At 38.4% G+C, this 13,221-nt stretch carries 9 protein-coding genes; all 9 read right to left on the reverse strand.

Annotated elements, in window-relative coordinates; translation table 11 throughout:
• Position 1 precedes the first annotated feature (1 nt).
• Complete coding sequence (gene rnc, locus QU661_RS04735; RefSeq protein ID WP_304989119.1) at positions 2-727, reverse strand: ribonuclease III; 726 nt, start codon at positions 725-727, stop codon at positions 2-4.
• Positions 728-746: 19 nt separating this feature from the next.
• Entirely contained in the window at positions 747-1,781 is a 1,035-nt protein-coding gene (gene plsX / locus QU661_RS04740) for a phosphate acyltransferase PlsX (protein ID WP_304989120.1), read from the reverse strand.
• Positions 1,782-2,010: 229 nt separating this feature from the next.
• The gene (gene rlmN / locus QU661_RS04745; RefSeq protein WP_304989121.1) at positions 2,011-3,054 is read right to left on the reverse strand and encodes a dual-specificity RNA methyltransferase RlmN; all 1,044 of its coding nucleotides are present in this window, start codon (positions 3,052-3,054) and stop codon (positions 2,011-2,013) included.
• 14 nt (positions 3,055-3,068) lie between these two features.
• A complete protein-coding gene (ileS, locus tag QU661_RS04750; RefSeq protein WP_304989122.1) occupies positions 3,069-6,197 on the reverse strand; it encodes an isoleucine--tRNA ligase in 3,129 nt (1,042 codons plus the stop codon).
• Positions 6,198-6,316: 119 nt separating this feature from the next.
• On the reverse strand, positions 6,317-7,225 hold the full coding sequence (locus QU661_RS04755) for a putative ABC transporter permease (protein ID WP_304989123.1): 909 nt from the start codon (positions 7,223-7,225) through the stop codon (positions 6,317-6,319).
• A gap of 11 nt (positions 7,226-7,236) precedes the next feature.
• Positions 7,237-9,300, reverse strand: coding sequence for a polyphosphate kinase 1 (ppk1, locus tag QU661_RS04760; protein WP_304989124.1), 2,064 nt, complete (start codon positions 9,298-9,300; stop codon positions 7,237-7,239).
• A gap of 13 nt (positions 9,301-9,313) precedes the next feature.
• A complete protein-coding gene (locus QU661_RS04765; protein ID WP_304989125.1) occupies positions 9,314-10,228 on the reverse strand; it encodes a Ppx/GppA phosphatase family protein in 915 nt (304 codons plus the stop codon).
• Between the two features lie 163 nt (positions 10,229-10,391).
• Positions 10,392-10,955, reverse strand: a complete 564-nt coding sequence (locus QU661_RS04770) for a LemA family protein (protein WP_304989126.1) — start codon at positions 10,953-10,955, stop codon at positions 10,392-10,394.
• A 122-nt stretch (positions 10,956-11,077) separates the two neighbouring features.
• A complete protein-coding gene (locus QU661_RS04775) occupies positions 11,078-13,108 on the reverse strand; it encodes a DUF2207 family protein (RefSeq protein ID WP_304989127.1) in 2,031 nt (676 codons plus the stop codon).
• Positions 13,109-13,221: the final 113 nt, after the last annotated feature.

The raw sequence follows: 13,221 nt of genomic DNA on the forward strand, positions 1-13,221 counted from the left end.
GCTATATATCTCCCTTCGTAAGCGCATTATATGCTGCTGCCTGTTCTGATTCTTTCTTGCTTTTTCCTATGCCACGCCCGTGTTCTTCACCATTCACAAAAACAGCAGTGACGAATTCCTTTCTGTGATCAGGGCCGTCTTCACGTATTAGCCTATATTCTATGTGAACACCTTTTATGTGCTCCTGCAATTTCTCCTGAAGTTTAGTCTTATGGTCCTTATGCAGTTCCCCTTTGATTGCGAGCCTAATCTTATCCGAGAACAAATCTAGAACTATTCTCTCAGCCCTTTCATATCCACCATCAATTATCATCGCACCTATCAATGCTTCTACTGCATCTCCGACAATAGATGGTTTCTGCCTTCCACCACCGTTTTCCTCGCCTTTGCCGAGTCTGAGATAGTCGCCTAAATCTAAAGTTTGCGCTACATCAGCGAGAGATTTTTCACACACTACGTCAGCTCTCGTTTTAGACAGAACACCTTCATTAGCCTCTTGCATGATAACAAACACTTTTTTACCGACAATGGCATCGAGAAATGCATCTCCGAGAAACTCAAGTCGTTCGTTGTTGAACTCATAGCTTTTTCCATGCTCGGATGCATAGGAGCTATGAGTAAGTGCTATCTCAAGAAGCTTTCTATTATTAAATTTATACCCTAGTTTCTTTTCTAAGCTCTCCATAAACCTAACATCCATATTCTGAAGAATTAAAATCTTGCCCATTCCAAACTTTTGCTATTTTTTACGCTTCTGCTTTTGCTTTATCATCGCTGCCAATCTCGTCGCTTTCAGCAATTGCTTTCTCAATCTGTCCAGTTACATCAGACTCAACGTAAGCTCTAGCCTTTAGAATAGCGTTATATACAGCATATGCTTTTGAGCTACCATGAATTTTGAGAACTGGCCCTCTTAAGCCAAGAATAGGAGCTCCTCCTTCTTCGGAGTAATCGAAGTCCTTCTTCATACCTTTTAGCTGCTTTGCAAGCAGCAGTGCTGCAATCTTGGAGATAGTTCCGCCCATAAGAACGTCCTTAAGTCTCCCCATTATTGATAGAGCAAGTCCCTCAGAGCTCTTAAGAAATATATTTCCAGAAAACCCATCAGTTACTACAACGTCGCACACACCCGATACTACCTCACGGCCTTCGATATTACCCTGGAAATTAATCGAGCTATTTGCTAGTAGTTCGTAAGCTTCCTTATGAAGCTCATCGCCTTTCTCAGCCTCAGCACCGACGTTTAGAAGTCTAACATCTGGGCATTCCTTGCCTTTGACGTTCTGTACGAAAATACTTCCCATCACACCGAATTGATATAAAAATTCAGGTTTACAATCCACATTTGCTCCGCAGTCCAGTAGAAGAGTTGTATCATCTTTTCCTATCTGTGGGAAAAATGCTGCTATTGCAGGTCTCTTTATGCCCTTGATGCGTCCTAGTCCAAGGAGTCCAGCTGCTAGAAGTGCACCTGTACTTCCTCCAGAGATGAATACATCTACTTCACCTTCCTTAACCATCTTCATTCCACGATTTATGGTTGAATCCTTTTTCTTACGAACCGCCATTGCTGGAGATTCGTTGTTAGTAATAACTTCTGTCGCATTCACGACATCTATGTTATTTCCGCTCCATTTCTGAGCACTCAGTTCTTCTTTTATTAAATCTTCGGCTCCAATGATTACGACTGTATCGTCAATCTCTCTTGCAGCCTGAATTACACCCTTTACTATTTCTTGAGGAGCGTGATCCCCGCCCATACCATCAATTAGTATTCTCATAGTTCCTCCATGATTCGTAAATTACGCAAGCTAGATCCTGCATGGTTTTAAGCTTATTACTGCAGCTTATAAACGCATTATGTAATAGGCTTTTAAGACGAGCCTCGAATTAGCATGTTATTATACCATAAAACGCCAAAACATGCGATATTTAAAGCTATCTAAGATATTTCATTAATAAAAAAGCGCTGCCCTATTATAAAGCAGCACTATACAGTTCATGTTGTCATTACCTAAGCCTTAACTGCCCGCACGCAGCATCAATATCTGTGCCAAGAGTCCGCCTAACAGATACTGCTATCCCTTGTTCCTCAAGGAGAGAGGCGAAATTTCTAATATTTGCCTTTAACGATGTCTTGTACCCCGTCCCATCCACTTCATTTAGAGGTATTAGATTGACATGTGTAAGCCAACCTTTCAAATGACTAGCGAGTTCTCGGGCATGTGCAGGCTGATCGTTCACACCGTCGATTAGCGCATATTCAAATGTAATTCGTCTCTTTGTAGACTCTGTATAACTCCTGCATGCTTTCATAAGTTCTGAATACTCAAAACTCCTCGCCACTGGCATTGTCTGGCAGCGAATTTCATCGTTAGGCGCATGAAGAGAAATAGCAAGGTTCACCTGCGGAAAATCTTCACCAAACTTTTTAATAAAAGGAATCAGACCACATGTAGAAACAGTAATGTTTCTCATGCCGAGATTGTATCCTTGTTTATCATTAATAAGACTTATGAACTTTGATATATTATCATAGTTATCAAAAGGCTCACCGATTCCCATAATCACAACGTGTCCAATATCCTCACCGGTAATATTACGCATTTCAAGCACCTGCGCAAGCATTTCACCACCAGTAAGTGATCTTTCTAATCCATTACGGGTAGATGCACAGAAAGTACATCCCATACGGCAGCCAACCTGAGAACTAATACAGATTGAGTTTCCGTAATTATATTTCATGAACACTGATTCAACACGAGCTCCATCTTGAAATTCAAATAAGCACTTCCTAGTACCATCCTGCTTAGACTCTTGAACCAAAACAGCCTCTGGAAGCCCAATATAATATCTCTCAGATAAAGCATTCCTAAGCTTTGCAGGAATATTAGTCATTTCATCGAAGTATTCTACCCCTTTAGAAATCCAGCCAAATATTTGCTTTGCTCTAAATCGCTTATCTCCGAATGAAGAAACGATCCCGGCTAGTTCGTCGGGATCACAATCTACGATATTGAGCTTAGAAATTGCAATATAATTTTCTTCACTCATAATATTTAAGTCTCTTAGCACTTTGCAACTGCAAGACCAGTCTTATGACCGTTGATATCAAATTTCTCTAGACCTTCAGCTTCAACGACGGAATCAGCAAGCGTCTCCTCCTTGATGTGTTCAACTGCACCAAGAACCGCTGCCTTTACATCGTCATCTGCCTCAAAGCTGATGGTGATGTGGTCTAGCATCTCAAAATCATTTTGCTTACGTAGCTGCTGAACCTTGGATATAACCTCACGAACATATCCTTCGTTAACAAGCTCTGGGGTTAGTGTTGTATCAAGAATAGTAAACACATTGTTTTCCATTCCGACTACGAAACCATCCTTTGCAGAGATTCTTACATCTAAGAAATCATCTGTGATGTCATAATCTTTTCCGCCTAATTCAAGCTTTACAGGACCATCTGCAACGTTAGCGATGAGTTTCTTCGCATCGAGCTGAGCTAACTTACCTGCGAACTCCTTTATATCCTTGCCAAGCACCGGACCTGCGACCTTGAAATCAGGCTTTACAGCAAAGTTCATATACTTATCAAGATCCTTTTCAAACACGACGTTCTTAACGTTGAGCTCCTCTGTGATTAGAGGTACCAGATCACCAATTAGGGATTCATACTTACCGTCAACGATCACTTCGTTTAATGGCTGTCTGACCTTTAATCTCTCCTTTTCTCTAGTTCCTCTTCCAAGGTTAACAAGCGTCTTAACTAGTCCCATTCTCTCTTCAGTCTTCTCATCGATTAAATCGCTATTTGAAGTTGGGAAGTGAGCGATATGAACTGTCTTTTCACCAGTTAGCTTAACGTACATCTCATCTGAAATGAATGGAGCAATTGGAGCAATCATCTTGATTACACCTAGAAGGACTTCGTAAGTTGTAGCATAAACGCTCTTCTTATCATCAGTCATATCATCAGCATAGAATCTTCTTCTAGCTCTTCTGATATACCAGTTTGAGAAGTCTTCAACAACAAAATCGTTGATAGTTCTCACTGTTTTCATGTGATCATACTCATCCATGTAATTAATTACATTAGAAACGAGTCTGTTGTATCTTGAAATAATCCATCTATCGAGTTCCGGTCTATTCTCGTATGGAACATCAAGATTTGCTGGATCTAAGTCATCCATGTTGGAGTACAGTACGAAGAAATTATATATATTTTTAAGTGTTCCGAAGAACTTGCTCTGTACGTCCTTAACACCTTCTTCATCGAACTTTGTTGGCGTCCAAGCTGGCGAAACCGACACGAGGTACCAGCGGATAACGTCTGCACCATACTTGTTCATCATATCGAATGGATCTACAGTATTTCCTACGTGCTTAGACATCTTCTTGCCCTTTGCATCGAGGATGAGGTCATTTACAAGTACATTCTTATATGGCGCTCTGTCCATAATGAATGTTGAAATAGCCATCAGCGAATAGAACCATCCTCTCGTCTGGTCAATACCTTCACAGATAAAGTCTGCTGGGAACAGTTCTTTCTCGAATCTATCTGCATTCTCGAATGGATAATGCCACTGTGCAAATGGCATAGCGCCTGAGTCAAACCAGCAGTCCATAACTTCAGGAATCCTCTCCATAGTCTTGCCACAGCATGGGCACTTGAAGTGTATATCGTCCACATAAGGTCTATGCAGCTCTATAGTATCAGGATTTACATCTTCGATGGCCTTCTCAGCGAGCTCTGCACGGCTTCCTGCACTCTCAAGGTGTCCGCACTCACATCTCCATATTGGAATAGGTGTTCCCCAATATCTAGATCTAGAGATATTCCAATCTTTAACATCGGCGATCCAGTTACCAAAACGTTTCTCTCCAACGTATGGAGGGTACCAATTTACAGTGTTGTTATTAGCAACTAAATTATCTCTAAGCTTGGTCATCTCAATATACCAACCTGGCTTAGAATAGTAAACTAGTGGTGTATCACATCTCCAACAATGTGGATAATTGTGAATCATCTTTTGCTTTGCAAACACCTTATCCTCTGCAGCGAAATACTTGAGTATCTCAACATCAAGACCTTCCTCCATTACAAAACGACCTTCCCATGGAGTCGTTGTAAAACAGCCCTTCTCATCTACAGGCTCTGCAAAGTCTACACCATACTTACGGCAAGTATTATAGTCGTCCTCACCAAATGCGTAAGCAGTATGCACGAGACCCGTACCATCTTCAACAGTAACATAATCTGCAGTTGCAACATAAAAGCCCTTTACTTTATCTAAATCTCCTCCGTAAACAAACGTTGAAAGTGGTTCATAAGGTACGTACTCGAGTTCCTTACCGGTCATCTCTTCAAGGATTTCATATTTTCCTTCTCCAAGAACCTTATCCGCAAGATTCTTAGCAACGTAGAAAATATTCCCCTCTTCTGTACCCTCGAGCATCTTAGCTCTTACATAGACCACCTCTGGACCGACTGTAATTAAAATGTTAGAAGGAAGTGTCCATGGTGTTGTGGTCCAAGCGAGGAAATACTCATTTTCCCTATCTCTTCGCTTAAACTTACAAGTTACAGTAAGAACGGGATCCTCTTTGTATCCCTGTGCTACTTCATGGGAAGCAAGACCTGTTCCACATCTTGCACAGTAAGGGAGAACCTTATGCCCTTCATAGATGAGACCAGCATCAAAAAACTTCTTAATTATCCACCAAGCGGATTCAATATAATTGTTGTCATAAGTGATATACGGGTCATCCATATCAGCAAGGTACGCCATCTTCTCTGACATCTCACGCCAAAGGCTCGTGTATTTAAATACAGACTCACGACATTTTTCGTTAAATTCCTTGATTCCGTACTTCTCGATGTCATTCTTTCCAGACATTCCAAGCTGCTTTTCTACCTCAATTTCGACAGGAAGACCATGAGTATCCCAACCAGCCTTACGCTTAACCTGAAATCCCTGCATCGTCTTGTACCTATTGATTGAATCCTTTAATGTTCTAGCCATTACATGATGTATACCTGGCTTTCCATTAGCTGTTGGAGGGCCTTCATAGAATACGAAGCTAGGATCTCCCTCCCTTTCCTTTACGCAGAGATGCAGAAGATCTATGTCAGACCAATGCTGAACCTGTTCTTCTTGAACATCTGCTACTGATTTCTCAGATAAGTTTTCAAACATTTTTTATCCCTTCCTCTAACATCAATTATTATTAATATAAACAAAATATTTACTAATTTTACTATTCAAACCACAAATTGTCAACAAATGAGAACTATGTATATAGCCAAAAACATATACTATGATTTAGTCTTATACTTGAGATTTTCTTTGATTTTATCAACGATTTTGCTGTGATCAACTATCCTTAGATCAGGGTAAGATTTAAGAATTCTACCAGTCCCGAGGAATTTAGTCTTACGCATCTTCTTGTAAAATTCTTCTCTTGCAAGCTCATAGTCTCTCTTCATATCTGCAAGTTCCTTTGCAACCTCAGCTCTTCTGTCTGCAGCTACATCCCTAATTTCAGCTTCAAAGGATGTACTTTCGGCTCTATATGCGTCAACCTTTTCCTTAGCATTTATGACATCATCACCTATTCTATTACTAAGTGAGTCACTGAATTCAGTCATTGATTTTTTCATATCGTCAAGCATTTTGATTCTCTTATTTAACCCAAGTATAATAAGTACAGATACTGCAAAGTCTGAAATAAATGCAATATACGCTATAACAAGTAATATGATTCCAACTGTAGATGTTGCTAAACCACCAAAAACTGTCTCTACAAATGGCTGTATGCGTCTTACGACAATCAGAATCCCAAATCCCCATATAATGCTAAATTCAAGACATATATATCCGTGATAATTAAATGGTTTTGAACTGTAATCCCACCATCTTGCATGAAAGATTTTTAAAAGCGCAAATCCACCGATTAATTCAAGCATTGTGGATAACATCATACCCAGAAGGAATACTTGTGAATCTGCCGTAACCGAACTGTGATCTAATCCGAGCGCTTTTACAAGAAGAATTACAAATAACGAACCAAAGCCATATATTGGACAAATAGGTCCATTTAAAAAGCCTCTATTTACAACAATTCCCTTACTAACTGCCTGGTACACAACCTCTGTAATCCAGCCTATCACCGCATATACTAGAAAAAATAAGGCAATATCCGTAAGCATATATCCAACTATCATAAACACTCCTTTTATTTAAAATCCCCAAATTCCGATAAAAGTCTCTCTTGACTGTCGAACATTATATCATTAGATGCGATATTGACATACCTACCATCTGAAAGTAAGAACTTAGCCCTCGTATTATCCTTCATATTCATACGCATAATCAATTTTATCTTCTCGATACAGGTTTCTTCTGTTACAGGGAAAGCTAGTTCAAAACGTTTATCCATATTTCTGTTCATGATGTCAGCCGATGAAATATACACACGTTCATCAGATTCACTTCCGAATATGTATACGCGAGAATGCTCCAGGAACCTCCCCACAATGCTTATTATTTCAATATTTTCTGTATATCCGTCAACTCCCGGCAGAATAGTACAAATCCCTCTAACTATCATGCGCACTTTAACGCCAGCCTGTGATGCTTCTGATAACTTTTCAATAATTTGACGGTCTGAAAGAGAGTTTACCTTAATGAATATTCTTCCTTTATTCCCCTTCACACGCTCACGATCAATAAGTTCAATTAACTTCGTTCTCATACATGATGGTGATGTAATAATATATCTAAATTTATTATCTATAATCCCATCAATGGCATTATCAAACAATTTTGAAACCTCATTACCGAGTTTACGGTTTGATGTGATAAGCGAAAAATCAGTGTATTGGCGTGCAGTAGCTTCGTTGTAATTACCAGTACCAACTTGAGTAATTAATTCCTGTTCTCCTATTTCACTAAAAGACTTTTTAAAAACAACCTGACATATCTTGAAATGTGATTTAAATCGTTTAGTTCCATAATATACTTCACAGCCAGAGTCTTTGAGTCTTGCAGCCCAGTCTACGTTATTTGCTTCATCAAACCTAGCCCTAAGCTCGATAAGAACTTTAACACGCTTACCGTTTCCCGCGGCTTTTATCAAATATTCGATAATTCTAGGATGACTGGTCATTCTGTATATACTTATTTTTATTTCTTTGACCTTGCTGTGGTTAGCGGCTTCTCTTAGAATCTCGAGCAAGTTATCCATCGAATCATAAGGATACGCATCAAGCAAATCTCTATTCATTATCTGATTTATAAGATTATTTCTATTATTCTTCGAGGAATTTGATTTATGTAATTCAGGAAATGAGTTTTTCAAAACAACATGTTCAGGCAAGTAATCTTTTAAGGAATTTAGATGGCTTAAAGAAGGAATACTAGAGCAAAGCACTACTTCTTCATCTGAAAGCTTAAGTATGTCTATAAGTTCCTCATAAAGGGTATTATCAACACACTCGGAATAAGCAAACGCCCCTACAAAACCTGAATTCCCACGTTTATCTAACATCTTCTTTACTCGTTCTATTGCGCTCACTCCAAGATCAAAATCGTCATATTCAAAGTCTATATCAGCATTTCTAAAAGCTGTAAACGCTATAAAGCCTTTTGGTATAAAAGGAAAGCAGATATTATTTAAATATAATCTAATGAGATTTAAAGGAAGTAATAAACTGACGCCCACTGAATTTCGAACAGTTACACCTTTAAGGAGCAACTCTGGAATTTCCATCAGCATGAGTTTCCTAGTATTATCTACATAAGTATCAATGAGAATATAATGACGACCATCCTTGATATTTTCCGAAATATCACTGCGATCAGCAAATTGTGGCTTAAAACCTGATGAAAACTTCATTATAAATTGACCGTCAATGTAATCATAATCAGCCTCCGTTAACTCCTTGTACGAACCACAAAATACACCTATATCACGAAGGTCTTTGTAAAGTTGGTCCGTTATCATTTCTGCATTTTCATTGATGCGGCATATCTCTTGCCATATATAATGAATTTGCTCATCTGAAGTAAGACCAGACATGGAGTCTCGCGTTAACGAATCAATCTTTCTTAGGTTATTTAGACTACCAACACGCACCCGTATAAACTCTGCTAGATTTTTCTGATAAATCAATCCAAATTTCACTCTTTCAAGAATAGGATTATATTCATTTGCAGCTTCATGTAATACTCTCTCGTTAAATTTTAGCCACGAGAGCTCGCGATTCTGCGTAAATCCTTCAAGATAAAGCTCACTCATTTATATGCCTCACTTAACTATTCTTCAAGTCTTCAAGCTTTTTCATAAGAAATCCTTCTCTTACTCCCGATTCTGAAACAGTAAGTTCATCGTAACCAAGTTTATCCATAATCGTCTTCTGTATACACATACCAGTGACAAGTGACTGAAGACGCTCTGGTTTTACTTTGAGTAATGTTCTGATAAATTCTCTTTGTTTAGTAAAATATAAATTAAACAGCTCATCATACTCTCTTGCAGAAAGTGTAGCCGTACTTTTGCTCCTGTCAAAAAGTTTATTGGCGAGTTTACATGTAGCTCGCACAGTTCCTCCAATCGCATATACATGGCCTGTCGAAGCTTTAACACCTTTAGGAATGCACAGCTTGAAAAGCAACTTCTCCGTTTCCTCCTTAATTGATGACAACTCTTCTTCCGTTGGAAATATTCCATCCACATGACGATGATATGCATTAAGCGATCCTATAGGCATGGTATCAGCAAAAAATATCTCATTCCCTCTAAATAAAGATATTTCTGTACTGCCTCCACCACAGTCTGTAAGCATACCTGTAGCATCGCCGATATCCTTCACTATACCGTAATAGTCGTATATAGCCTCATCCTGCCCAGATATTACATCTACCTCAAACCCAACTTCGACCCTGATTCGGTCGACAATTTCTTCTTTATTCTTAAGCTCTCTGATGCTTGCAGTCGCAATTGTAAACACCTTAACATCAGACATGCCATCAACTGCAATTCTGAACTGCTTGAGCGCATCAATCATTACTTCTATTCCTTCTGCACTCATTTCATTATCGTTTATATATACAGCAATTCCGCAAGAAACCTTGTTGCTCATAATCTGACTGAATGAATTATCAGTCTCTATGTTGTAGACTGCCATTCTTATCGTGTTAGAACCAATATCAATTATTACGTACATAATACATTATCCTTCGTATTTTTATTAGTCGTAGTCATTCTAACAAAATTTATAGTATTTATAAATAAAAACCACAATTTTTAATATATTTTTTGTTTAATAATATTAAAACAAGGTGTACATTCACGTACACCCTGTATCCAATGATATTAGTTTTAGTTATCTACTTGCTTGTCCCAAAGTCCACCTTCACATTTTCACGTTCAGCTTCTGATGAAACTTCGAACATTGGCTTCGCTTCATATCCGAATACTCTTGCAATAATTGCTGAAGGAAATACTCTGCACTTTACGTTGAACTTCTTTACAACGGCATTATAGTACTTACGAGAATTAGCGATATCATTCTCAACTGACTTTAATTGATCCATAAGCTCGATGAAGTTAGCATTCGCCTTAAGGTCCGGATATGATTCTGCAACGGCAAACAAGCTTCTTAGAGTGCCAGAAAGGATATTCTCATTCTCAAGCTTTTCAGCAGTTGTAGAGGAATTACCAACAGCAGATCTAGCTTCTGTTACGGCCTTTAGTGTCTCTGATTCGTGGGCAGCATATCCCTTTACAGTCTCAACAAGATTAGGAATGAGATCAAATCTCTTTTTTAGATATACATCCATTGTTGAGAAAGCTTCATCACAGCTTACTGCTAGCTTTACAAAGCCATTATATGTAGCAATAACCCATAGTAGTAAGAGTACGACTACCGCTATAACTATCCAAATTACCATTTTTACACCTCTTCTTTATTAAAAAGCAATAACTATTAATATCTATTGATTCGTTATATTAGCACATCAATGTACTTACTTCAATATTTGAATTTTAGTGAATAAATCTAGTGGTACAGCAACTACCAAGCGCCGCCACCACCACCACCAGAACCTCCTCCAGAGAATCCACCACCGCTAAATCCTCCGATTCCGCCGCCACTGTCTGCATGTGCAGCTGCAATTCCAGAATACGTGCTATGTTGAATGCTATTCATCATCATGTTCATCCTCATATAATCAAACGTAGTTGTGTTATACGAGCTAAATCCGTCATGTTCTGGAATCTTGATGGTATTAAATTTACGTATCCACTTATCGGTCAGTCCTAATACATATGCATAAGGCAGAATATTGTAAAAATAAGAAGGTTCGCTTTCTACAAGCTCATTGATTCTGTCTAATTCAGCAGTCTCTATAAATTCTTTGAAACCTAGTATCTCACCGTATACCTTGCGATTGTATTCAGTTCTGCTCTGCATGTTTGATAGCAGGAACGGAATAGCGATTGTATAAGCTATGAGCAGTATCAGTACGTACGTCGCACTTTCACCCTTGCCGACAAAATACAATGTACTTATCAGTGTACTCATATACACGAAATAAATTAATAGCCATATGACGACTCTAACAGTTAAATTTCCAGCCCCTAAAGTTTTGCGATAGAAGAACGCATTATTTAACTTGCGGAGTATCAGAAGCCATATCGACGCCCATACAATCAACAAGACCATTATTCCGAATATTGCCGTTATGCCTCCACCGCCAAAAGCTGAATTAAACACACCATCAATGGAACCAGCTCTATATAAACTGAATATAATGCTAACTATATAACCCATCGCAGCGATGAAAGTAGCCAGCAAGCTTTTAGCATCTGAAGCTGTAGAAACGATTGCCTTATCTCCAGTGTATCTATCCTTAAGTTGAGATTTTATCGTGTCATATGACTCCCCGATTGATTTTCCAGACTCTTTAATACTGATCATGCTTCCTATTTTGGGAGAGGATTTTTCATCAAATATAGCATTATACATCTTCTTAACAAAAGCCGGTTCATTGCTAGGTGCAGCTAATGCCTTTATGGTTATTTTTTTCTTCGGCCCTTCTATAATCTGAATGAATCCTTTTGATGCTAGATATAGATATAATGATGTAATATCCTTTTTGTCAACTACCCCATCTGCTAGGTATCCTAGCTCAGCAGGAGTTATGCCTTCAGGTGGGTTGAACATTATAGGCATGACAATATCTGCATCTTTTTTTCTTGTAATCTTGATGAAAATTAATAATATTAAGCTGATAATGAGCGCCGCAGCATTTGCAGCATTACTCCACGCTTTACTTGGTGCGCCTGTCCAATAATTATCTGGTGTCTTTACCATCAGTGTTATTCCGGAATTTGAACTTATAGAGGAGCCCTCGTATGACAAGGTGTTAGTTGCTTTGTCATACGACCACTTGCTGTCATCTTCAGTAGACGAACCATATGATCCTGCGTATCCCTTCATCTCGGTGTATTTGAAATCACTTGGTAACGAGACTTTGATTTCTGAAGAAGCAATAGATGTTTCCCATTCCGAAGGGAGAACATCTACATAGATGTTATTTTCTTGACCACTGTGTACATAGTTATAAATTTTGTATCTTATAACATATGTTTTCTCACCTGTAACATAAGAATTGGGACTGCCAATTCTTATGTTAACGTTGTTATCCTTAGTTACCTTAACATCCCCACCTTCAACGCTGATATCCTTGATCTTATAGTTGCTAGCAATTGGAATTTTTCTAACAATTCCATGCTTTGCATATTTAAAATCAACCTTTATCGTCTCGGTGAATTCATATGAGTAATCCTTATTAACCTTTACATCTACATTAAACACCTTTGTCGTATATCCCGACGTAGCGTAATCCTGCGCAGCTAATGGCGAGCTCTGGTTTTGATCGTAATAATTCGAGTATGAGTTAGAGTAAGAATTAGAATAGGAACTATAAGAAGAACTCCCATACACTTTACTCTCTGCAGTCATACCTATTGTAAGTCCAAATATCACAATCAAAATCAGAGTTATTTTACTCAGTATACTCTTGAATGCATTATGATACATAGCATTAACCCCTTTAGTTTCAATCTTATAGATTGATGTTATACCAATAATATATATCTTTAATAATAACAAAAAAAGCATAGTGGCATAACCCACTATGCTCATCTTAATAC

Source organism: Mogibacterium neglectum (assembly GCF_030644205.1).
Taxonomy (GTDB): Bacteria; Bacillota; Clostridia; order Peptostreptococcales; family Anaerovoracaceae; genus Mogibacterium; species Mogibacterium neglectum.

What these genes read in the sequence shown, in the direction of transcription:
- rnc (WP_304989119.1), bottom strand. Translation starts at nt 727, where the DNA reads ATGGGCAAGATTTTAATTCTTCAGAATATGGATGTTAGGTTTATGGAG.
- plsX (WP_304989120.1), bottom strand. Translation starts at nt 1,781, where the DNA reads ATGAGAATACTAATTGATGGTATGGGCGGGGATCACGCTCCTCAAGAA.
- rlmN (WP_304989121.1), bottom strand. Translation starts at nt 3,054, where the DNA reads ATGAGTGAAGAAAATTATATTGCAATTTCTAAGCTCAATATCGTAGAT.
- ileS (WP_304989122.1), bottom strand. Translation starts at nt 6,197, where the DNA reads ATGTTTGAAAACTTATCTGAGAAATCAGTAGCAGATGTTCAAGAAGAA.
- QU661_RS04755 (WP_304989123.1), bottom strand. Translation starts at nt 7,225, where the DNA reads ATGATAGTTGGATATATGCTTACGGATATTGCCTTATTTTTTCTAGTA.
- ppk1 (WP_304989124.1), bottom strand. Translation starts at nt 9,300, where the DNA reads ATGAGTGAGCTTTATCTTGAAGGATTTACGCAGAATCGCGAGCTCTCG.
- QU661_RS04765 (WP_304989125.1), bottom strand. Translation starts at nt 10,228, where the DNA reads ATGTACGTAATAATTGATATTGGTTCTAACACGATAAGAATGGCAGTC.
- QU661_RS04770 (WP_304989126.1), bottom strand. Translation starts at nt 10,955, where the DNA reads ATGGTAATTTGGATAGTTATAGCGGTAGTCGTACTCTTACTACTATGG.
- QU661_RS04775 (WP_304989127.1), bottom strand. Translation starts at nt 13,108, where the DNA reads ATGTATCATAATGCATTCAAGAGTATACTGAGTAAAATAACTCTGATT.